This is a genomic window from Promicromonospora sp. NPDC050262 (genome assembly GCF_040655935.1).
Taxonomy (GTDB): Bacteria; Actinomycetota; Actinomycetes; order Actinomycetales; family Cellulomonadaceae; genus Promicromonospora.
Map to the genome: position 1 here is coordinate 261,406 of NZ_JBFAKX010000007.1, position 20,507 is coordinate 281,912.

A 20,507-nucleotide genomic window follows, 5' to 3' on the forward strand; every position below is an offset into this window, starting at 1 on the left:
TCAGGCGCTCAGGTCACCCTGGTGACCTGAGCGTCTGACACGACGTCACGCCTGGCCCAGGCCCGTCTCGCGGTAGAAGCCCTCGATGTGCTCGCGCATGAGGCGTTCCGCCTCGGCGGCGTCGTGCCGCACGACGGCGTCGACGATGCCCTCGTGCTCCGTGCACAGGCGCGCCGCGGTGCGCGGCCAGTCCGCGACCGCCTCGGCGCCGGCCGCCACGTAGGAGGCGACGGCGGCCCGCATGCCGCTCAGGATCGCCTCGACGAGCTGGTTGCCGCCCAGCCGGGCGATCCCGAGGTGCAGGTCCTGGTCGCGCTCCAGGAACTCGGCCACGCCGAGCCCGGGTTCGGCCATCGCGGCGAGGTGCCCGCGCAGGGGCTCCAGGGCGTCGTCGTCCCACCGCCCCTCGGCGGCGTCGCGCACCGCTCCGGTCTCCAGCAGCACGCGCGTGCGGACGACGTCGGACACGGGCAGGGTGCCGGAGGCGACGTGCAGCCGCACCGCCGCACCCAGGCCGGCCGCGGGCCGGTCGATCACCGTGGCACCCGCGGTGGGACCGGAGCCGACGGCGGTGCGCACGATGCCCATCGCCTCCAGGATCCGGATGGCCTCACGCACGGAAGGGCGGGACACACCCAGCTCCTCCGCGAGCGCCCGCTCCGCCGGGAGCCGCTCGCCGATGGACCACTTGCCCGCGGTGAGACCCGCCTCGATCTGGGCCAGGACGCGCTCGTGGGTTCGCACGGTCGCCATGCTACTTCAGTGGTCTGTCCACAGTGGGCTAAGGTGAGGACAGACCTCGAAGGAGAGTGCCCATGCGTATCGCCCTGGCCGCCACCTGTATCGCCGACGCGATGTTCCCGCAGGCCCCGAAGGCCGTCGTCACGCTCCTGGCGCGGCTGGGCCACGAGGTCGTGTTCCCGGCCGCGCAGGCGTGCTGCGGCCAGATGCACGTGAACACCGGCTACCTCGCCGAGGCCGTGCCGGTGGTGCGGAACCACGTGCGGACCTTCGCCCCGGTGGCGGACGGCGAGTGGGACGCCGTCGTGGTGCCCTCCGGCTCGTGCACCGGCTCGATCCGGCACCAGCAGAAGATGGTCCTGGAACGCGCGGGGCTGCGGTCCGAGGCGCGCACCGCGACGGCAGTCTCCGAGCGCACCTACGAGCTCTCGGAGCTGCTGGTCGACGTGCTCGGCGTGACCGACGTCGGCGCCTGGTTCCCGCACCGCGTCACCTACCACCCCACGTGCCACTCGCTGCGGATGCTCGGCGTCGGTGACAAGCCCGAACGGCTGCTGCGGGCGGTCGAGGGTCTGGAGCTCCTGCCGCTGGAGCAGGCCGAGGGCTGCTGCGGGTTCGGCGGCACGTTCTCGCTGAAGAACGCCGACACGTCGGCGGCGATGCTCGACGACAAGGTGGCGGACGTGGTCGGCACGGGCGCCGAGGTGCTCACCGCCGGCGACTGGTCGTGCCTGATGCACATCGGCGGCGGCCTCTCGCGTGGCGGCACGGGCGTGCGGCCCATGCACCTCGCCGAGATCCTCGCCTCGACCCGCGAGGCACCGGTGCACCCCGGCGACCGCCAGGAGGTGGCCCGATGAGCACCTTCCTCGGCATGCCCGCCACGCGCGCCGGCCGCGGTCCCAGCCCGGACGCCGCGCCCGGCACGCTCGGGGGCGTGGGCCGCCCGGAGGACCCGTTGCACTGGGGGGCGACGTTCCCGCACGCCGCGAAGGCCGCGCTGGCGAACGAGCAGCTGCGCCGCAACCTGGGCAACGCCACCTCCACCATCCGGTCCAAGCGGGCGCGCGTGGTCGGGGAGGTGCCGGACTGGGAGGCCCTGCGCGACGCCGGCTCGGCGATCAAGACCGACGTCATGGCGCGCCTGCCCGAGCTCCTGGAGGCCTTGGAGCGCAACGTGACCGCGCGCGGCGGCGTCGTGCACTGGGCGCGGGACGCCGCCGAGGCCAACCGGATCGTCGCCGGGATCGTGCGGGAGAAGCAGGCCGACGAGGTGGTCAAGGTCAAGTCCATGGCCACCCAGGAGATCGGGCTGAACGAGGCGCTGGCCGAGGAGGGCATCGCGGCGGTCGAGACCGACCTGGCGGAGCTGATCGTGCAGCTCGCCGACGACATGCCGTCACACATCCTGGTGCCCGCGATCCACCGCAACCGCACCGAGATCCGCGACATCTTCCTGGAGCGCATGGCCGACGCCCCGCCGGACCTGACGGACGTGCCGCGCGAGCTCGCGATGGCGGCCCGGGCGCACCTGCGGCGCAAGTTCCTCTCGGCGAAGGTCGCGATCAGCGGCGCCAACTTCGCCGTCGCGGACAGCGGCACGCTCGCCGTGGTGGAGTCCGAGGGCAACGGGCGCATGTGCCTCACGCTGCCCGAGACGCTGATCACCGTGATGGGCATCGAGAAGCTGGTGCCGACCTATCGCGACCTGGAGGTGTTCCTCCAGCTCCTGCCGCGCTCCTCGACGGGCGAGCGGATGAACCCGTACACCTCCCTGTGGACGGGCGTGACGCCGGGCGACGGCCCCCAGGAGTTCCACCTGGTGCTGCTCGACAACGGCCGCACCAAGGTGCTCGCGGACGAGGCCGGGCGCTCGGCCCTGCACTGCATCCGCTGCTCGGCGTGCCTCAACGTCTGCCCCGTCTACGAGCGGGTGGGCGGGCACGCCTACGGCTCGGTCTACCCCGGCCCGATCGGCGCGATCCTCACCCCGCAGCTCACGGGCGAGAAGTCGGACCTGCCGTACGCCTCCACGCTGTGCGGGGCGTGCTACCAGGTCTGCCCGGTCAAGATCGACATCCCGTCGATCCTGGTGGAGCTCCGGGCACGCGAGGTCGAGCTCGCCGGCTCCTCGCCGGACGCCGCGGACCGCGTCTGGAAGGCGGCCATGAAGGCGGCGTCGTACGCGATGGCCGACGGCGCGCGCTTCCGCCGGGCCGCCCGGCTGCCACGGGCACTGCGGGCCATCTCCCGGCACGGCGTGATCCGGCGGCTGCCGTTCCCCGGCTCGCTCTGGACCCGGTCGCGGGACCTGATGGAGCCGCCGCGGCAGACGTTCCGCGACTGGTGGGCCGAGCGAGAGGACGACCGATGAGCGACGCCAGGACCGAGATCCTGTCCCGCATCCGCACGGCGCTGGGCAGCTCCACGCCGGAGCCCGGGACTGTCTCGACGGCGGTCCCGCGGGAGTACCGGTCCCTGGGTGACCACGCCCCCGGGGCGGCGGAGGTGCTGGACCTGCTGGTCGACCGGCTGGAGGACTACAAGGCCCGCGTGCACCGGGTCACGGCGGCGGAACTGCCGGCCCTGCTCGCGAGGCTGCTGGCCGAGGTGCCCGCGAGCTCCGTCGTCGTGCCGGCCGGGGTCGAGGGCGCGTGGCTCGGGGCGTTGGCCGACGTCGAGGTGCGGACCGACTCGCGGGAGGCGCCGCTCTCCGCGACCGAGCTCGACGGGATCGACGCCGTGGTGACGGCCGCACGCGTGGCCGTGGCCGAGACCGGCACCATCGTGCTGGACGGCGAGCCCGACCAGGGCCGGCGCGCGGTCTCCCTGGTCCCCGACGTGCACGTGTGCGTGGTGCGGACCGACCAGGTGGTGCAGACCGTGCCGGAGGCCGTGCGGCTGCTCGACGCCGATCCCGGCCGGCCCCAGACCTGGATCAGCGGGCCGAGCGCGACGAGCGACATCGAGCTCGACCGGGTCGAGGGCGTGCACGGGCCCCGCACGCTGCACGTGGCGCTCGTGTCCTGACGGCGTCGGGCGGCACCGGGCGGCGTGCGGGCCCTGGCCGCTCAGGGGTGCAGCCGCGCGCCCTTGACCACCTTGTCCACGACGCGCCGCTCGCCGGCCACCGCGATCCCGACCAGGTCGAGCTTCTCGGTGGCGACACCCGCGACGGCGGCCCGGTTGTCGACGTCGTTCCCCGTGGCGAACAGGTCGGCCGTGTAGACGCCGATGCGCAGCCCCCGGGTCGCGGCGCGCTCCCGGAAGGTGGCCAGCCGGGCGCCGTCGGCCACCATGACCATGACCGGGGTGCCGAGCATCGCGAGGTACTCCTGGCCGTCGGCGTCCCGGTAGGTCTCGCCGACCAGCTCCGGGTAGGCGGCGGTCACCGCGCTCGACAGGAAGGCGGTGACGTTGTTCTCCTGCCAGGCGAGCAGGTCGTCCCGCAGGACGATCACGATCTTGGGCTGTTCGAAGGTCATGGCCCCCAGCGTGCGGGCGGGCCGCGGCCCCGATCTTGTACGTTCTTGATGTGCCCCCGCTCGATCGCTCCGCCCGTCCGGCCCCGGACGTGGTGCGCGCCTGGCGGCCCGAGGTCCCGGGCGTCGCCGAGGTGCTGCACGCCGCCTGGCACGAGCACGCCTACCCGGCGCACACCCACGACACCTGGACCGTGCTGATCGTCGAGAGCGGCCTCATCGGCTACGGGCTGGACGGTCACGAGCACGCCGCGCGGCGCACGGGGGTGACCGTGCTGCCGCCCGGCGTGGTGCACGACGGGCGGTCGGTGACCGCGGCGGGCTTCAGCAAGCGCGTGGTCTACCTGGAGCCGACGGTGCTCGACGGCGCCCTGGTCGGCCGGGCGGTCGACGCCCCGCTGGTCCCGGACGACAGGCTCCGCACACGGTTCGCCGGCCTCGACAGGGCGCTGACCGTCCGCGAGGACGTCGCGGCCGAGAGCCTGCTCGCGCTGGTCACCGAGGGTCTGGCCTGGCACCTCTCCGGCCGTCCGACGCCGCCGCGCGAGCCGCCCGCCGCCTCCACCGCCCGGCGCGCCCGCGACCTGCTCGACGCCGACCCCACCCGGCCCGTCCGGCTCGCCGAGGTGGCCGCCGCGCTGGACGTCACCGTGCCGCACCTGGTGCGCGCGTTCACCCGGGAGCTGGGCCTGCCGCCCCACCGGTACCTGGTAGGACGCCGTCTGGACCTGGCCCGACGGCGACTGCTGGCCGGCGAGCCGGCGGCGTCCGTCGCGGCCGCGACGGGGTTCCACGACCAGGCACACCTGACCCGCCACTTCCGCCGTCTGCTGCGCACGACGCCGGGCCGCTACCAGCGCGGCTGACCGGGCCGGGCCCAGCAGGGGCGGCCCTCCTCCTCTTCGAGGCCCGACTTTCTCCGCTTTCGACCGCCTCAAAGCGAAGAAAGTCGGGCCTCGAAAGGGAGGAGCGTCACGCCTGGCACGCCCCGCGCGCCGCAGCGGCAGGGCACCCGATACGGGAGAATGGCCTCTCGTGACCGACCCCGTGCCCGAGCCCACCCTCTTCGAACTGCCCCCGGGTGCCCGGCGCCCCCGCGCGCGGGTGGTGCTGCTGACCGGTCCGTCCGGTTCGGGCAAGACCTCGCTCACCCAGCGGCTCGGCCTGCCGGTGGTCCAGCTCGACGACTTCTACCTCGACATCGACCACCCCGGCCTGCCGCAGCGGTACGGCAGCGTGGACTGGGACAGCCCGGCGAGCTGGGACGGCAAGGGCGCCCTGGCCGCGCTGCAGGAGCTGGCCACGGAGGGCCGCGCCGAGGTGCCGGTCTACGACATCCCGACGTCGCGCCGCACGGGCATGCGCCGCCTCGACATCGGCGACTCGCCGCTGATCCTCGCCGAGGGGATCTTCGCGGCGCAGCTCGTCGAGGAGTGCCGCGCGGAGGGGCTGCTCGCGGACGCGATCTGCCTGTCGCGGCCGCGCCTGGTCACCTTCTGGTTCCGGTTCCTGCGCGACGTCGCGGAGGCGCGCAAGCCGCTCGGCACCCTGGTGCGCCGCGGCACCTCGCTGTTCCGGGCGGAGCCGGCCATGATCGAGCGCTGGGTGGCGCTGGGCTGCCGCGAAACATCACCCGCTCAGGCCGAGAAGGACATCCGAAACCTCCTTGTGCAGAAGTCCTCGGATACGTAATCCTCGTGTAACCGAATTGCCATGTAATGCACATCCGTGAGGCTCACCCTGGGCGCAGGAGGTGGTGTCTGTGATCCAGCGCAACGGCTTGCGTGTGCTCTCGCTCTACGAGGGCTTCTTCAGCGGCGGGGCTCGTGTCCTGCACTCGACGGTGGTCGCCGGTCTGCATCAGGGCGGTCGTCAGCAGCATTCCGTGCTGAGCCTGCACCACGAGGTCCGGCGCGAGGCCACCCTCCAGCGGATGGAGGACGACCCCCGCTACCGCGCGCTGCGCGCCGCGGGCGTCCGGATCGGCTCCCTGGGCCGGAGCACCGACGCGAACCACGACCCGCGCGTGTTCAGCGAGGCCGAGCTCCGGGCCGCGGCCCACCAGGCCGAGGGCTCGCACGTCATCCTGTCGCTCAAGGAGCAGCCGCTCCGGCTCGTGAACCAGGACGCGTTCCCGCAGCGCCCCGTCATCGCCTGCCTGCACCGGTCCGACCCGGAGCACCAGGGGGATGCCCTCGGCGACCTGCTGACCGCGGCGGAGCACGGCCGGCTGGCCGCCGTCGTCTGCTGCGCGGAGTCCACGCGCGACGCGTACCGGGAGGCGGGCGTGCCCGCCGAGCTGCTGCGCGTGGTGCCCAACGGCATCAACCTCGCCCGGTTCCGCCCGGTCCAGGGCGCGCGCCGGCTCGCCCTGCGGGGCGCGGCCGGGATCCCGGCCGACGCGACCGTGGTGGTCTACGCCGCGCGGTACGACGAGATGAAGAACCCCGAGCTGTTCCTCCGGTCGGCCCGGCTGTTCCTCGCGATGGAGCCCCACGGGCGGGTGCTGATGTGCGGCGCCGGCATGAGCTCGGCCAACCCCGACCTGGCGGCCGACCTGGAGCGGATCTTCGGCGACCGCCCGGACCTGCTCGAGCGCCTGGACCTGCTGGGCGTGCGGCACGACATGGAGCTGGTCTACGCGACGGCCGACGTCGTGGCGCTCACGTCGACGTTCGGCGAGGCCGCGCCGCTGTGCCTCATCGAGGGCTCGATGTGCGGCGCCGTGCCGGTCACGACGCCGGTGGGCGACGCGCCGTCGATCGTCGAGCGGATCGGGTTCGTGACGTCGTTCGACCCCGACGAGATCGCCTCGACCTGGATCGAGGCGGCCGCCCGCCGGGAGGAGCTGGAGTCGGCGCGCACCGCCGTGCGGCCTCGGTTCAGCCACGTCCGGATGATCGCCGGGTACTCGAGCATCATCGAGCGCACCCACCGCGACGCGGGCTTACGCATGGCGCGGGTCTAGCCGGGTCCGGGCGTCGCCCAGGTCCGGGCGCCGCCCTTGTGATCGGTAGGACGTCAGGTGATCGGCACCCCGGGGTGCCGATCACCTGACGTCCCGCCGATCACGCGCACTACGCCGCGGCCGGCAGCCAGGTGCGGGCGGCCGTGACCAGGGCCGTCACGCCGGTCTCCAGGGTCGGGTGCGGCACCGGCGCATAGTGCGGCGAGTGGTTGGACGGCACGGTCAGGAGCGCCGGGTCGCTCATGTCGCCGGTCGTGAACAGGCCCGGGTCGGTGCCGCCGAGCAGCCAGTACGAGAGGGGCGCGCCTGCGCTCGTCGCCAGGATGCCCACGTCCTCGCTCCCCGCCCCCGCGCCGGGATCGAGCAGGTTCTCGGGGCCGAGCCACGAGGCGAAGGCGGCGAACGTCCGGGCGAGCGCGGCGTCGTCGTTGACGACCACGGGGAACCGCTCGATCGGGGTGATCGCGGGCTCCTCGGTCGCGCCGGCGGTGATCGCCTCACCCCGAACGATGCGCTCGACGGCGTCGAGGATCCGCTGCCGCACCGCCTCGTCGTAGCTACGGATGTTGAGCTGCAGCTCGGCCTCGCCGGGGATGACGTTGGCGGCGTCGCCGGCGTGGATCGAGCCCACGGTGAGCACGGCGGTGGCCGTGCTCGGGATCTCGCGGGACACGACCGTCTGCAGGCGCAGCACGGTCTCCGCCGCCATCACGATCGGGTCGACCGACGCCTGGGGCATCGAGCCGTGCGCGCCGCGCCCGGCGAGCCGGACCCGGAGCGAGTCGGAGCCCGCGTACGACGCGCCGGGATGTCCCGCGATCTTGCCCGCGGGCAGCGGCGCCACGTGCTGGCCGAGCACGACGTCGGGGGTCGGGAAGCGGTCGTAGAGGCCGTCGTCGACCAGCGCCTGGGCGCCCTGGCCCAGCTCCTCCGCGGGCTGGAACACCACGAGCAGAGTGCCGGCCCAGCTCTCGCGTGCGTGCGCCAGCACGTCGGCGGCGCCCAGGAGGCACGTGGTGTGCAGGTCGTGCCCGCAGGCGTGGTCCACCGGGACCGTCTTCCCGGCCTCGTCCGTCGCGGTCGCGGTGCTGGCATAGTCCAGGCCGGTCTCCTCCTGGACCGGCAGGGCGTCCATGTCGGCGCGGAGCAGCGCCGTCGGGCCGGACCCGTTCCGCAGGACGCCGACCACGCCGGTCTTGCCGACGCCCGTCGTCACCTCGAACCCGGAGGCGGTGAGCCGGTCCGCGACGATCCGCGCGGTGCGATGCTCCTGGAAGCCGAGCTCGGGATGTCGGTGCAGGTCCTGGTACAGGTCCGTGAGCGTCGGGTCGAACGGGACGTCCTGATGTGGGGTCATGGCAGCCCTCCGTCGTCCGTCCCCACGCTAGGCGCGGCCCGGGTGTCGCGCACGACGGGGTTCGTCCTACCGATCAACGGACTCTCGCCGCGCCCACTCCGTCCGCTCGGCGACCACGAGAGCGCCGGACACGGCAGGATGACCTCATGTCCGACGCCCCCGTCACCCTGAGCCAGGTCGCCCGCGAGGCCGGCGTCTCGCTCGCCACGGCGTCGCGCGCGATCAACGGCAGCGCCACGCGCAGCGTCCGCGAGGACCTGCGCGAGCGCGTCCTGGAGGCCGCGCGCCGCCTCGCCTACTCGCCCGACCCCAGCGCACAGGCCATGGCCCGCGGCCGCACCACGGCGCTCGGGCTCGTGGTGCACGACATCGCCGACCCGTACTTCTCCACGATCGCCGCCGGTGTGGCGCGCGCGGCGGAACAGGCCGGACTGATCGTCACGCTCGCGTCCACGGAGCACAGCTCCGAGCGCGAGCTCGCCTTCGTCGAGCTCGCGCGGCGCCAGCGGTCGCGCGCGATCATCCTGGCGGGCGGCAGGCTGGAGCCGGCGGAGGGTCCGACGGCGGAGGGCGGCGCGGTGGCGGACGGCGGCGCGACGGTGGACCGTGGCGCGACGGTGGACGGCGGCGCGACGGTGCCGAGCGGCAGCGGCGTACCGGCGTCCGACGGCCGTGTGCCGGAGCCGAGCAGCGATGCGCCGGCACACGGCGGTGCCGGACCCGCCCCGGGCGCGCTGGAGGCCGCTCTGAACGCGTTCCAGGAGGCGGGCGGCGGTGTCGCGCTGATCGGCCAGGCGATCGGCGGGCTGCCCGTGGTCGAGATCGCGAACGCGGACGGCGCGGCCGACCTCGCCCGCGCCCTGCACGACCACGGCTACCGCCGGTTCGCCGTGCTCGCGGGCCCCGCGGGTCACCGCACGGCGGCGGACCGGACGAGCGGCTTCACCGGCGCGCTGGCCGAGCTGGGCAGCCCCGTCGCGCCCGACGACGTCCTGGCCTGCCCGTTCACGCGCGACGGCGGGTACTCCGCGATGCGCGGCCTGATCGAGCGCGCCGGCGGGCTGCCCGAGCTCGTCTTCGCCGTCAACGACGTCATGGCGGTCGGCGCGATGGCCGCCGTCCGCGATGCGGGCCTGAGTGTCCCAGAGGACGTCGCCGTGGCCGGGTTCGACGACATCCACACCCTGCGCGACGTCTCCCCGGGGCTGACGACGGTGCGGATCCCGCTCGCGGAGGTCGGCGAGCTGGCGACCGACCTGGCGCTCGGCAGGTCGGAGGGAACGCGCACCGCGGTCCGCGGCGAGGTGGTCCTGCGCGACTCGACGCCGCGCAGGCCCGCTGGGACACCGACGCCGGACGCCTGAGCTCGGCAGTTCACCCACACCAGGGCAAGAGGTCGGCAGTTGGCATCGAGATCGGCACAGGCCTGTGCCGATCTCGATGCCGACTGCCGAGTCCGCACGGCAAACTGCCGACCCGGCAGGCGGACTGCCGAGTCCGCAGGGCAAACTGCCGACGCCGGCGGCCGCCACGTGCCGCCCCACGCACCACACCGCCACCCCCGCCGCGTTCCCCCGGCGCAGGCTCCCGCACCGCCGCTCACCACGGACGGCCCATGTACTCCCCCGGAAACGTGCGCTATTCTCGGCTGGAAAGCGCATTCCCACGACGATGGAGTCTCGCCCGTGACCACACTTCGCATCGCCATGAACGGCGTCACCGGCCGCATGGGCTACCGCCAGCACCTCGTGCGCTCGATCCTGCCGATCCGCGACCAGGGCGGCGTCACGCTCCCCGACGGTTCGCGCGTCCAGGTCGAGCCCGTGCTGGTGGGCCGCAACGCGGACAAGCTCAAGGAGCTCGCGGCCCTGCACGACGTCGAGCACTGGTCCACCGACGTCGACGCCGCCATCGCGGACGCCGACATCGTGTTCGACGCCGCCATGACCAACCTGCGCCCCGCGACGCTGTCCAAGGCGATGAAGCAGGGCAAGCACGTCTTCACCGAGAAGCCGACGGCGGAGACGCTCGCCGAGGCCATCGAGCTCGCCCGGCTGCAGGCCACCACGGGCGTGACCGTCGGCGTGGTGCACGACAAGCTGTACCTGCCGGGCCTGGTGAAGCTGCGCCGCCTGGTGGACGAGGGCTTCTTCGGTCGCATCCTGTCGCTGCGCGGCGAGTTCGGCTACTGGGTGTTCGAGGGCGACTCGCAGCCCGCCCAGCGCCCGTCGTGGAACTACCGCACCGAGGACGGCGGCGGCATCACCACCGACATGTTCTGCCACTGGAACTACGTGCTGGAGGGCATCCTCGGGCAGGTCAGGACGGTGACCGCGAAGACCGCCACGCACATCCCGACCCGCTGGGACGAGCAGGGCCGCGAGTACGCCGCGACCGCCGACGACGCCGCGTACGGCATCTTCGACGTCACCACGCCGGGCGGCGACGACGTCGTGGCGCAGATCAACTCGTCCTGGGCCGTGCGGGTGTTCCGCGACGAGCTGGTCGAGTTCCAGGTGGACGGCACGCACGGCTCCGCCGTCGCAGGTCTGCGCGAGTGCCGCGCCCAGCACCGCGCGCACACCCCGAAGCCCGTGTGGAACCCGGACCTGCCGGTCACCGAGCCGTTCCGCGACCAGTGGCTCGACGTCCCCGCCAACGCCGACCTCGACAACGGCTTCAAGCTGCAGTGGGAGGAGTTCCTGCGCGACGTCGTGGCCGGGCGCCCGCACCGCTACGACCTGCTGTCGGCGGCGCGCGGCGTGCAGCTCGCGGAGCTGGGCCTGAGGTCGTCGGCGGAGGGCCGCCGCATCGACATCCCGGAGATCACCCTGTGAGCGGGGCCGCCGTCGTCCTCCCCCTGTTCGACGCCGAGGGCCGGGTGACCGGTTCCGACGCCGTCGAGCTGAACGCCCCCGGCCCGTGGACGACGCCGTCGGGCCCGATCACGTCCCGCATCGCCTTCGCGGCCGCCCACGTGGTGCCGCGGGTCGGGGCGGAGAACGTGCCGGGCGCACCCGCCGTCGTCGACTGGGACGCGACGCTCGCCTACCGGCACCGCATCTGGGAGCACGGGCTCGGGGTGGCCGACGCCATGGACACCGCCCAGCGCGGCATGGGCCTCGACTGGGCGGCGACCCAGGAGCTCATCCGCCGCTCGGCGGCGGAGGCCGCCTCCGTGGGCGCGCGCGTCGCGTGCGGCGCGGGCACGGACCAGCTCGACCCCGCCGTCGTCGCGGCGCTCGAACCGGGTGAGGCCGGCCTCGCCGTCGTCACCGAGGCCTACCGCGAGCAGGTGGGCGTGGTGCAGGACGCCGGGGCGCAGGTGATCGTCATGGCCTCCCGCGCGCTGGCCCAGGTCGCCCGCGGACCCGAGGACTACGCCCGCGTCTACGACGCCGTGCTCGCCGAGGCCGACCGGCCCGTGGTGCTGCACTGGCTGGGCACCATGTTCGACCCGGCGCTGGCGGGCTACTGGGGCTCCGACTCGGTGGACGACGCCACGAAGACGTTCCTCGACCTGATCCGCGCGCACCAGCCCCGGATCGACGGCGTCAAGGTCTCGCTGCTCGACGCCGCCCACGAGGTGGGTCTGCGCCGTGCGCTGGCGGCCCTCCCGGCGTCGGACGACGGCGTGCGGCCCCGCCTGTACACCGGCGACGACTTCAACTACCCCGAGCTCATCGCGGGCGACGAGCAGGGGCACTCGGACGCGCTGCTCGGCATCTTCGCGGCGATCTACCCGGCCGCCTCCACGGCGCTCCAGGCGTTCGACGCCGGGGACGCCGACCGCGGGCACAAGATCCTGGCCTCGACCGAGGCGCTGGGGCGGCACATCTTCGCCGCGCCCACGTACTACTACAAGACCGGGATCGCGTTCCTGTCCTGGCTCAACGGTTTCCAGCCCGGGTTCTCGCTGGTGGGCGGCCTGCACTCCGGCCGGTCGCTGCGGCACCTGGTCGAGCTGGCCCGCCTGGCCGACGGCTGCGGCATGCTGCTCGACCCGCCCCTGGCCGCCGCACGCCTGCGCGCCTTCCTGACCACGAACGGGGTGACCGCATGAGCAGGGCCTCCCTGAACACGGCCACCGTCAAGCACGCCTCGCTGGCCGAGGCGTGCGAGGCGGCGGCGGACGCCGGCTTCGGCGCCGTCGGCCCGTGGCGCGACGTGGTCCAGGCCGTCGGCGCGCCGCAGGCGGCGCGCATCATCGCCGACGCCGGGCTCCGCGCGTCGTCCCTGTGCCGCGGCGGTTTCCTCACCGCGGTGGACGACGCCGGCATCCGCGCCGCGCTCGACGACAACAGGCGGGCGATCGAGGAGGCCGCGACGATCGGCACCGCGGAGCTGGTCTTCGTGGTCGGCGGGCTGGTGGGCTCGACGCCGGGCGGTGCCCCGACGTCGGACGTGGACCGCGACCTGGTGGCCACGCGCGGCCGGGTGGCCGACCGGATCGCCGACCTGGTGCCGTTCGCCGCCGAGCACGGCGTGCGGATCGTGCTGGAGCCGCTGCACCCGATCTTCGCCGCCGACCGGGCCGTGATCTCCACGCTCGCGCAGGCCCTGGACCTGGCGGCGCCGTTCGCGGCGTCCGAGGTGGGCGTGGTCGTGGACACCTATCACGTGTGGTGGGACCCGGCGCTGCGCACGTCGATCGCGCGGGCCGGGCGGGAGGACCGCATCGCGTCGTACCAGGTGTGCGACTGGGCCCTGCCGCTCGCGGCCGAGCCGCTGAACTCGCGCGGGCACGTGGGCGACGGGTACGTCGACTTCGCGACGATCACCGGTTGGGTGCGCGACGCGGGGTACGTGGGCGACGTCGAGACCGAGATCTTCAACGAGCAGATCTGGGCCGAGCCCACGGCGAAGACGGCGGAGACGGTCCTGGCCCGCTACGAGCAGCACGTGGCCCCGCACCTCTGACCCGCTGACGGCGTTGACCACAGCGGTTGCTGCCAGACCGAGGGTTCGGCTGGCAGCAACCGCTGTGGTCGATCGCCCCGGGTGGAGCCGGTCAGCGGGGCGGCGTCGACGCCGACAGCGCCGCGGCACGCAGGACGAAGCGGCAGACGCCCCAGGTCGCGAAGAGGAGCGGGGCCGCAGCGAAGCCCAGGCCCACGGCCGGGCGGGTCGCCACGACGCCCACCAGCAGGCCCAGGACGACCAGTGCCCCGGCCGAGAGGTACCAGCGCCGCACCCCGAGCACGAGGGCCGCGAGCAGCACGTCGCGCAGGCGCGCGCCCGGCATCTCGGGCACGGCGGCCAGCGCGAGGATCGCGGTCAGCACGGCGACGGCGGCCAGCGTGACCAGCACGGGGATGGCGGCCGCCCCCGCCGTCCGGCCCCAGAAGAAGGCCACGTCGACGGCGGCCACCACGACGGCGCCGGTCGCGAGCGACCCGATCGCCAGGCCGCGGCGCAGGTGCCGGCGCCAGGCCCGGGCGAAGGTGCGGACCACCGCTGTCGACCCGTCGGCGCTGAAGGCGCCGAACACCGCGAAGGCCGCGACCAGGGCCGGGCCCAGCAGCGGCGCCGCCAGGGCGGCGAGCGGCCAGGTCGCGGCGAGGTCGGTCGCCGCGACCAGCACCAGCGGGGGCAGGCACGCGACCGCCAGGAGCAGGTTGGTCATCAGGCCCGTGTAGACGGTGCCGAACACCAGCTCGTAGGTCTCGGGCCCGAGCAGGGTCCGCCGACGGCGCGGCGCGCCGGCGCCGGCCGTCCCGGCCGCCGCCCCGGCAGCGCCCGCCGGACCCGCGATCCCCGCGGCACTCACCCCTTCACGCCCGTCGTCGCGATGCCCTGCACGAAGTACCGCTGGCCGAGCAGGAAGATCAGCGCGATCGGCAGGACCGACAGCACGGAGCCCGTCATGATCAGCGCGTGCTCGGCGTTGTACTCGCCGATGAACGACTGGAGGCCGATCTGGATGGTCCACAGCTCGCGGTCGCGCAGGTAGATGAGCGGCCCGAGATAGTCGTTCCACGTCGAGACGAACGTGATGATCGTCAGCGACGCCAGGGCCGGCACCGACAGCGGCATGATGATGCGCCACCAGATCCCGTACTCGGAGAGCCCGTCGATGCGCGCCGCCTCCGACAGCGAGTCGGGGATCGACTCGTAGTACTGCTTCATGAGGAACACGCCGAAGGCGCCGAACGCCTGCAGCAGCATGATCGCCCACAGGGTGTTGTTCAGGCCCCAGCTCGAGAGCATCTGGAACTGCGGGATCATGTACGACTGCCAGGGCACCGCGATGGTCCCGATGTACAGCAGGAACAGCGCGTCGCGGCCGGGGAAGCGCATCTTGGCGAAGCCGTACGCGGCGAAGCTGCCGGTCAGCACCTGCAGCAGCGTCACGGCGACGGACAGGACGAGGGTGTTGCGCACCCACGTGACCATGTCGGCCTTGACCCAGATGTCGAGGTAGTTGCGCCACTGCACGGGATCGGGGATCCACTCGACCGGCGCGGTGAACACCTGGTTGTTCTGCTTCAGGGACGAGATCACCATCCAGGCGAACGGGAGCATGATGCCCGCCGCGGCGAGGATCATCACCGCGTAGAGCAGCACCCGGCCGGACCTCCGGAGCGCGGACGGACGGGCGGCCATCACGCCTCCTTCCGCTTGTTGTACAGGAACTGCACCACGGTCACGAGGATGCAGATGAAGAACAGGACGACGGCGACGGCCGAGGCGTAGCCGAACTCGAACTGCTGGAAGCCCTTCTGGTAGATGTACTGGCTGAGCACCAGCGTGGCCTGGCCTGGACCGCCGTCGGTCATGACGAGGATCAGGTCGAAGACCTTGAAGCTCTGGATCGTGACCATGACCGTCACGAAGAACATCGTGGGCCGCAGGCACGGCAGCGTGACGTTCCAGAACCGCTGCCACGCGTTGGCGCCGTCGATCCGCGCCGCCTCGTGCAGCTCACCGGGCACGGTCTGCAGGCCGGCCAGGAACAGGAGCATGTAATAGCCCATGTCCTTCCACGTGCCCACGATGATCACCGCGGGCATCGCCCAGTCCTTGGAGACCGTCCAGCCGGGCATCTCGCCGTCGACGAACAGGCTCAGGAACTGGTTGATCGGCCCGTACTCGGGGCTGAACAGCATGTTCCACACCACGGCGACCGCGACGATCGACGTGATGTACGGGAAGAAGGCCACCGTGCGGAAGAAGGCGGCGCCGCGCAGCTTCTGGTTCAGCAGCAGCGCCAGGCTCAGCGACACGACGATGGTGATCGGGATGTGCAGCGCGGCGTAGTAGAAGGTGTTGCCCAGCGCGGTGTGGAAGCTCTTGTCCCCCACCAGGCGCGTGAAGTTGTCGAGGCCCACCCACTGCGCGGCACCGAAGATGTTCCAGCTCGTCAGGGAGATGTAGAACAGCGTGACCACGGGGACGAGGGTGAGCACCGCGAAGCCGGCGAAGTTCGGCAGGATGAACGTCCAGCCGACCAGCGCGTTGCGGACCTTGAGCGACGTGCGGGGTGCCCGGACGGGCGGGCGCCCGGGCTGCACGAGCCCGAGCGTCCGCCGGTCGTCGGCGACGGGTGTCGCCATCAGCCGACCTCGTTGGCGACGCGCTCCTCGGCCTCGGTGATCGCCTCGTCCACCGGGGTGGACTCCGACATGATCGCCGAGTGCATCTCGCCGAGGATGGTCTGGATGGCCGCGGTCTTCTGGCCCACCGGGTTCTCCGGCAGCGTGTCGTGCGTGGTGTAGGCGAAGCGGGACAGGTCGTCCTGCGGCACGCCGTCGAGCGCGAAGATCGCGTCGGCCACGGCGTCGTCGATCAGGGCCGGCGTGATGCCGATCTCGGCGAGCGCGGCGGCGCCCTCGGGACCGGCGGCGAACCGCAGGAAGTCCTTGGCCGTCTCGATCTTGGACTCGTCGATGTTCGAGCTGATGCCCATCGTGGTCGGGTCACCGAACGTGGCCGGGGTGTTCTCCGTGCCGGTCGTCGACTCGTCGAGCTGCGGGATCGGCGCGATGCCCCACTCGAACGTGTCCGCCGCCCCCGACGCCTGCTCGGCGACCAGCGTGCCGATGTACCAGGAACCCATCGGGAGCATCGCTGCCTTCTGGGTGCCGAACTGCGACTGGTAGGCCAGCTCGTTCGTGGTGACCGTCGCGAACGACGGCTGCGAGCCGTTGTCCTGCAGCGCGAGCTGCCGCTCGTAGTACGGCGCCAGGTACGAGAAGTCGCCGCCGTCGAGCGAGGCGCCCTCGGTCTGCGCGAGCGCGAAGCCCTGCACGGTGGACTGCCAGCTGTGCAGGTAGGTGCCCGTGACCTCCTTCTCGCCGATGCCCTTGGTCAGCTGCTCGGCGGCCTCGGCGTAGTCGTCCCAGGTCCAGGAGCCGTCGGGCAGGTCCACGCCGGCCTTCTCGAACAGCTCCTTGTTGTAGTAGAGCAGCCACGAGTCCTGGCGGTAGGGCACCGCATAGGTCTTGCCGTCGACGGCCATCGGCTCCAGGCCGCCCGTCGCCGGGTCGAGCTCGCCCGCCACGTCGGAGATGTCGAGGAGCGTGCCGCCCTCCTGAAACGTGATGTAGTTCTTCAGGTTCTTCACGATGAAGATGTCGGGCGCGGCGCCCGCGGACAGGTCGGCCGTCAGTGCCGTGTCGTAGTCGTCGCCGGCCGGGTACTCCTTGAGCTCCACGGTGACGTCCGGGTTCGCCTCGTGATAGGCGTCCGCGAGCGTCTGGAACTCCGGCGTGGACGCGAAGTCCCAGCCGGCCAGGCTGATGGTGACCGGGCCGTCGGCGGCCGCGGGCTCGTCCTGTCCGCCGCACCCCGTCAGGGCCAGCGACGCGGCGGCGGCGATGCCGAACGCGCTCATGATCTTGCGGTTCATTCCTACTCTCCTTCGAGTGAGTCGTACTGCGACGCCCCGGTGACGAACCACCGGGTGCGTGTGGTTCAGGGCAGAGCTGCCGTGGTCCGTTCCCCGTCCGGCCAGGTCACGAGGGCCTGTCCGGCGGTGAGGTCGAGCTGCGGTGCGGCGGCCGGGGCCGTCGGTGCGCCCTGGTCGTCGGCGGAGGCCCGCCCGAGGTGGACGGCGACTCCGGTCCAGCCCTCCGGCACCGGGGCGTACCGCAGCCACGGGGTGGTCGTCGGGCCGGCGAGCGGCGTCGCGTCCGCGGCCGTGGCCGTGCCGCTGACCGGCGCGATGTCGCCCAGCAGCGGTACGAGCGTCGAGCCGAGGCCGGGCCCGGCGGCCCAGCCCCCGATCCGGAGGGCCGCCGCCCGGGCGTCGACGTCGTCCGCGACCCGGACCAGCCGGACCTCCCAGGCGCCGCGGACGATCGAGACGGTGGTGACCCGACCGGCCGGCGTCGCAACCCCGGGCCGCCCGGACCCGTGGTCGGGCGCGGCCGGATCGGCCTCGACCCAGTGCGCGGAGGCCACGGAGGCCAGGGCCACGGCCGGTCCCGTCGTCGTGATCGGGACCGGTTCGAAGCCCGTGCGGTGGGTCGCCTCGTCCGCCGCGTCCAGGAGCACCACCGACTGGTCCAGCGGGGAGCGCCAGGCGTCCGCGTCCAGCAGCGGGGACGTCGCGGTCGAGTAGCCGAGCCGCGCGTACAGGGGCGAGTCGCCCCCGTCGGCCCGGGGCAGGGCGTGGTCGGTGCCGTGGTTGATCACGCGGACGATGCCGTCGTCGCGCGTGGCGCTGATCGCCCAGCCGGGAGCGGCCGCCACGGTGAGCACGTCGCCGACGTCGACCGGGAGCGGCTCGGGAGCCGCCGTCCACACCTCGTGCGCGGAGGGCAGCGCCAGGCCCAGGAGGCCCTTGCTCGCCCAGTACGGCGAACCGGTGCCGCTGTACCGCTGCGCGAGGGGGCGCCACGGGTGGTGCCAGCCGAGGGTCAGCAGGCCGTCGTCGCCCGGCACGTCGTGGTCGGCGAAGTGCCGCACGATGCGCGTCGCCGCCTCCCGGAGCTGGCCGGGCCGGCCCACGCCCGACACGGCGCCGGCCCAGAACGGCGCGGCGGCCGCGAAGCGGTAGGTGAGGCTGCGGCCCTGCAGCAGCGGGGAGCCGTCGGCGCCCACGAGTGCCAGGGCGTCGTCCAGGTAGCGGGCCAGGTGCTCGCGGTCGGACGCCGAGCGGACGGCCAGGTCGTCCCCCGCCGCCGCCGCGACCTCCGCCGCGCCGGACATCCGCGCCCACAGCGCGGGGTACAGGTGCAGGGCCCAGCCGGCGTAGTGGTCGAAGCTCCGCTCCGGGCCGTCGGCGAACCAGCCGCCGGGCCGGCGGAACCGGTCGTGCGCGGCGAGGTCGCGGGCCACGTCGTCCGCGGAGAACGGGCCGCCGACCGAGCGCAGGAAGGTCTCCACGACGATCCGGAACCAGACCCAGTTGTTGTCCGGGTAGTCCTCGTCGCCCACGACGGTCCCGAGGTAGTCGACCACGTGCTCCTGGGCCGACGGCGCCATGCGGTCCCAGATCCAGGGCCGTGTCAGGTCGAGGATCAGGGCGAGCGACGCCGCCTCGACCTTGGCCTGGCCGTGCTCGTCGGGCCGGGTCCAGCGCTCGGGGTGCGCGGGGTCGGTGCCCGCGGCCAGGCCGGCCGCGTACCGCTCGGCGAGGCCGGTCGGGTCCGCGCCGTCCTCTCCCGCGAGCCGGAAGCCCGCGAGCAGGAACGTGCGGGCGAAGCCCTCCAGCCCGTCGACGGCGGTGCCGTACCCGCCCGGCGTGCCGGGCAGCGTGATGAGCGAGCCGCTCGGCGACGCGTACGGCTCGACGGCGGCCAGGAGCCGGTCGGCGTAGGCCGCGAGCCAGACGCGGGCCTCGGGGCCGGACGCGCCCGCGCCGGCCGGGACGGACGAGATGTGGTGGGTCATGCGACGAACTCCATGTCCTCGCGCGTCACGGCGCTGCGGGACGCCTCGCCCCGCGCGTACCGCTCCAGCTCGTCGAGCGCGGCCGCGGTCATGCGGCGCGCCTCCGTGCCGAGCGACCCCGCGATGTGCGGCGTGATCATGACGTTCGGCAGGTCGTACAGCACCGACGACGCCGGCAGCGGCTCGGGCTCGGTGACGTCGAGCATCGCGTAGATGCGTCCGGTCTCGCACGCGCGCTCCAGCGCCGCGGTGTCGACGACGGCGCCGCGGGCGGTGTTGATCAGCGTGGCGCCGTCGGGCAGCAGCGCGAGCTCGCGCGCGCCGATCAGGTTGCGCGTCGAGGGCAGGTCGGGGGCGTGCAGCGAGACGATGTCGGAGGCCGCCAGCAGCTCGTCGAGGGGCACCAGCCGCGCGCCGGCGTCGGCCACGGCGGCCCGGTCCGCGAGCGGGTCCGCCACGAGGATCTCGCGGGTCTCGGGGCCGGAGCCTGGCACGGTCAGCCGCGCCACCACCTGGCGCCCGGTCCGGGAGAAGCCGACGATGCCGACGACCCGGCCGCGGTTGGACAGCTCGCCGTGCTCGCCCAGGTAGGACCAGTCGTCGCGGCGCTTGCGCGCGATGTTCGCGAGGAAGGGCGCCTTCTTGCCGGCCATCAGGATCGCGGCGACCGTGAACTCCGCGACCGGCAGCGCGTTCTCGGCCACGGCGTTGGTCACGAGCAGCCCGCGGTCCCAGACGGCGTCGGACACGAGCGACCGGACCGAGCCCGCGCAGTGCAGCACGGCGCGCAGGTTCGGCGCGAGGTCGAGCACGTCGGCGGTGATGCGCGGAGCGCCCCAGGAGGTGAGGAGCACCTCGACGTCGGCCAGCCGGGCCTTGGCCTCGGGGGTGTCGTACGCGGTCACACGGGCGGGCTCGCCGAGCCTCGCGATCGCGCGCAGCCGGGAGTCCTCGTCCGGGCCGAACTGCATACGCAGTGCCCGATCGTCCATGACGAGCAGGGCCTCAGGTCGCCGCACCACCGCGCTCCTCTCCATCGAGTCCGCGTTCGCCTGACCGTTCAGACGAACAATTCCGATCACCTACGATCGAACGATGGCCCATTGAAGCCCACACGACT

General features: G+C 73.4%; 19 protein-coding genes. 10 read left to right on the forward strand and 9 right to left on the reverse strand.

The window, feature by feature from the left end:
- Positions 1-45: 45 nt before the first annotated feature.
- Positions 46-744: an FCD domain-containing protein gene (locus AB0I29_RS13615; protein ID WP_357482136.1), complete on the reverse strand. Its 699-nt coding sequence runs from the start codon at positions 742-744 to the stop codon at positions 46-48.
- A 71-nt stretch (positions 745-815) separates the two neighbouring features.
- Here AB0I29_RS13615 and AB0I29_RS13620 point away from each other — a divergent pair, with 71 nt between their 5' ends.
- Genes AB0I29_RS13620 through AB0I29_RS13630 form a run of 3 tightly spaced genes read left to right on the forward strand, consistent with a single transcriptional unit; the run spans position 816 to position 3,771 of the window.
- Complete coding sequence (locus tag AB0I29_RS13620) at positions 816-1,601, forward strand: (Fe-S)-binding protein (protein WP_357482138.1); 786 nt, start codon at positions 816-818, stop codon at positions 1,599-1,601.
- On the forward strand, positions 1,598-3,115 hold the full coding sequence (locus AB0I29_RS13625) for a LutB/LldF family L-lactate oxidation iron-sulfur protein (protein ID WP_357482140.1): 1,518 nt from the start codon (positions 1,598-1,600) through the stop codon (positions 3,113-3,115). Before AB0I29_RS13620 ends, AB0I29_RS13625 begins: the two co-directional genes overlap by 4 nt.
- A complete protein-coding gene (locus AB0I29_RS13630) occupies positions 3,112-3,771 on the forward strand; it encodes an LUD domain-containing protein (protein ID WP_357482142.1) in 660 nt (219 codons plus the stop codon). Before AB0I29_RS13625 ends, AB0I29_RS13630 begins: the two co-directional genes overlap by 4 nt.
- A gap of 41 nt (positions 3,772-3,812) precedes the next feature.
- On the opposite strand, the gene AB0I29_RS13635 is transcribed toward AB0I29_RS13630, so the two are convergent.
- Positions 3,813-4,226: a DUF2000 domain-containing protein gene (locus AB0I29_RS13635; RefSeq protein ID WP_357482144.1), complete on the reverse strand. Its 414-nt coding sequence runs from the start codon at positions 4,224-4,226 to the stop codon at positions 3,813-3,815.
- Between the two features lie 50 nt (positions 4,227-4,276).
- Here AB0I29_RS13635 and AB0I29_RS13640 point away from each other — a divergent pair, with 50 nt between their 5' ends.
- From AB0I29_RS13640 to AB0I29_RS13650, 3 genes are all read left to right on the forward strand, one after another.
- Entirely contained in the window at positions 4,277-5,089 is an 813-nt protein-coding gene (locus AB0I29_RS13640) for an AraC family transcriptional regulator (RefSeq protein ID WP_357482146.1), read from the forward strand.
- Between the two features lie 169 nt (positions 5,090-5,258).
- Positions 5,259-5,915 carry an ATP-binding protein gene (locus AB0I29_RS13645; protein ID WP_285107496.1) on the forward strand — a complete coding sequence of 219 codons (657 nt, stop codon included), beginning with the start codon at positions 5,259-5,261 and terminating at the stop codon, positions 5,913-5,915.
- A 70-nt stretch (positions 5,916-5,985) separates the two neighbouring features.
- A complete protein-coding gene (locus AB0I29_RS13650) occupies positions 5,986-7,191 on the forward strand; it encodes a glycosyltransferase (RefSeq protein WP_357482148.1) in 1,206 nt (401 codons plus the stop codon).
- A 109-nt stretch (positions 7,192-7,300) separates the two neighbouring features.
- Here AB0I29_RS13650 and AB0I29_RS13655 read toward each other — a convergent pair whose 3' ends face one another.
- Positions 7,301-8,548: an amidohydrolase gene (locus AB0I29_RS13655; protein ID WP_357482150.1), complete on the reverse strand. Its 1,248-nt coding sequence runs from the start codon at positions 8,546-8,548 to the stop codon at positions 7,301-7,303.
- Positions 8,549-8,694: 146 nt separating this feature from the next.
- On the opposite strand from AB0I29_RS13655, the gene AB0I29_RS13660 reads away from it, so the two are divergent.
- From AB0I29_RS13660 to AB0I29_RS13675, 4 genes are all read left to right on the forward strand, one after another.
- Positions 8,695-9,912: a LacI family DNA-binding transcriptional regulator gene (locus tag AB0I29_RS13660; RefSeq protein ID WP_357482152.1), complete on the forward strand. Its 1,218-nt coding sequence runs from the start codon at positions 8,695-8,697 to the stop codon at positions 9,910-9,912.
- A 342-nt stretch (positions 9,913-10,254) separates the two neighbouring features.
- Positions 10,255-11,385: a Gfo/Idh/MocA family oxidoreductase gene (locus AB0I29_RS13665; protein ID WP_285107538.1), complete on the forward strand. Its 1,131-nt coding sequence runs from the start codon at positions 10,255-10,257 to the stop codon at positions 11,383-11,385.
- A gap of 44 nt (positions 11,386-11,429) precedes the next feature.
- Positions 11,430-12,611 carry a dihydrodipicolinate synthase family protein gene (locus AB0I29_RS13670; protein WP_357482176.1) on the forward strand — a complete coding sequence of 394 codons (1,182 nt, stop codon included), beginning with the start codon at positions 11,430-11,432 and terminating at the stop codon, positions 12,609-12,611.
- The gene (locus AB0I29_RS13675) at positions 12,608-13,468 is read left to right on the forward strand and encodes a sugar phosphate isomerase/epimerase family protein (protein WP_357482154.1); all 861 of its coding nucleotides are present in this window, start codon (positions 12,608-12,610) and stop codon (positions 13,466-13,468) included. The genes AB0I29_RS13670 and AB0I29_RS13675 overlap by 4 nt, the downstream gene beginning before the upstream one ends.
- A 91-nt stretch (positions 13,469-13,559) precedes the next feature.
- Here the strand turns inward: AB0I29_RS13675 and AB0I29_RS13680 are convergent, their stop codons facing one another.
- From AB0I29_RS13680 to AB0I29_RS13705, 6 genes are all read right to left on the reverse strand, one after another.
- A complete protein-coding gene (locus tag AB0I29_RS13680) occupies positions 13,560-14,318 on the reverse strand; it encodes a ferredoxin-NADPH reductase (protein WP_357482156.1) in 759 nt (252 codons plus the stop codon).
- Positions 14,315-15,154, reverse strand: a complete 840-nt coding sequence (locus tag AB0I29_RS13685; protein WP_285107486.1) for a carbohydrate ABC transporter permease — start codon at positions 15,152-15,154, stop codon at positions 14,315-14,317. The genes AB0I29_RS13680 and AB0I29_RS13685 overlap by 4 nt, the downstream gene beginning before the upstream one ends.
- Positions 15,154-16,104: a sugar ABC transporter permease gene (locus AB0I29_RS13690; protein ID WP_285107484.1), complete on the reverse strand. Its 951-nt coding sequence runs from the start codon at positions 16,102-16,104 to the stop codon at positions 15,154-15,156. The genes AB0I29_RS13685 and AB0I29_RS13690 overlap by 1 nt, the downstream gene beginning before the upstream one ends.
- The gene (locus tag AB0I29_RS13695; RefSeq protein ID WP_357482158.1) at positions 16,104-17,399 is read right to left on the reverse strand and encodes a sugar ABC transporter substrate-binding protein; all 1,296 of its coding nucleotides are present in this window, start codon (positions 17,397-17,399) and stop codon (positions 16,104-16,106) included. Before AB0I29_RS13695 ends, AB0I29_RS13690 begins: the two co-directional genes overlap by 1 nt.
- 65 nt (positions 17,400-17,464) lie before the next feature.
- Positions 17,465-19,387, reverse strand: coding sequence for a DUF2264 domain-containing protein (locus tag AB0I29_RS13700; RefSeq protein WP_357482160.1), 1,923 nt, complete (start codon positions 19,385-19,387; stop codon positions 17,465-17,467).
- Positions 19,384-20,406 (reverse strand): hydroxyacid dehydrogenase, encoded by a 1,023-nt coding sequence (locus AB0I29_RS13705; RefSeq protein WP_357482162.1) that lies wholly within the window; start codon positions 20,404-20,406, stop codon positions 19,384-19,386. Before AB0I29_RS13705 ends, AB0I29_RS13700 begins: the two co-directional genes overlap by 4 nt.
- Positions 20,407-20,507: the final 101 nt, after the last annotated feature.

Bases quoted from the DNA above. Each gene is read 5' to 3' on its own strand.
- AB0I29_RS13620 (WP_357482138.1), top strand. From the start codon at position 816: ATGCGTATCGCCCTGGCCGCCACCTGTATCGCCGACGCGATGTTCCCG.
- AB0I29_RS13625 (WP_357482140.1), top strand. From the start codon at position 1,598: ATGAGCACCTTCCTCGGCATGCCCGCCACGCGCGCCGGCCGCGGTCCC.
- AB0I29_RS13630 (WP_357482142.1), top strand. From the start codon at position 3,112: ATGAGCGACGCCAGGACCGAGATCCTGTCCCGCATCCGCACGGCGCTG.
- AB0I29_RS13635 (WP_357482144.1), bottom strand. From the start codon at position 4,226: ATGACCTTCGAACAGCCCAAGATCGTGATCGTCCTGCGGGACGACCTG.
- AB0I29_RS13655 (WP_357482150.1), bottom strand. From the start codon at position 8,548: ATGACCCCACATCAGGACGTCCCGTTCGACCCGACGCTCACGGACCTG.
- AB0I29_RS13660 (WP_357482152.1), top strand. From the start codon at position 8,695: ATGTCCGACGCCCCCGTCACCCTGAGCCAGGTCGCCCGCGAGGCCGGC.
- AB0I29_RS13665 (WP_285107538.1), top strand. From the start codon at position 10,255: ATGAACGGCGTCACCGGCCGCATGGGCTACCGCCAGCACCTCGTGCGC.
- AB0I29_RS13675 (WP_357482154.1), top strand. From the start codon at position 12,608: ATGAGCAGGGCCTCCCTGAACACGGCCACCGTCAAGCACGCCTCGCTG.
- AB0I29_RS13685 (WP_285107486.1), bottom strand. From the start codon at position 15,154: ATGGCCGCCCGTCCGTCCGCGCTCCGGAGGTCCGGCCGGGTGCTGCTC.
- AB0I29_RS13690 (WP_285107484.1), bottom strand. From the start codon at position 16,104: ATGGCGACACCCGTCGCCGACGACCGGCGGACGCTCGGGCTCGTGCAG.
- AB0I29_RS13695 (WP_357482158.1), bottom strand. From the start codon at position 17,399: ATGAACCGCAAGATCATGAGCGCGTTCGGCATCGCCGCCGCCGCGTCG.
- AB0I29_RS13700 (WP_357482160.1), bottom strand. From the start codon at position 19,387: ATGACCCACCACATCTCGTCCGTCCCGGCCGGCGCGGGCGCGTCCGGC.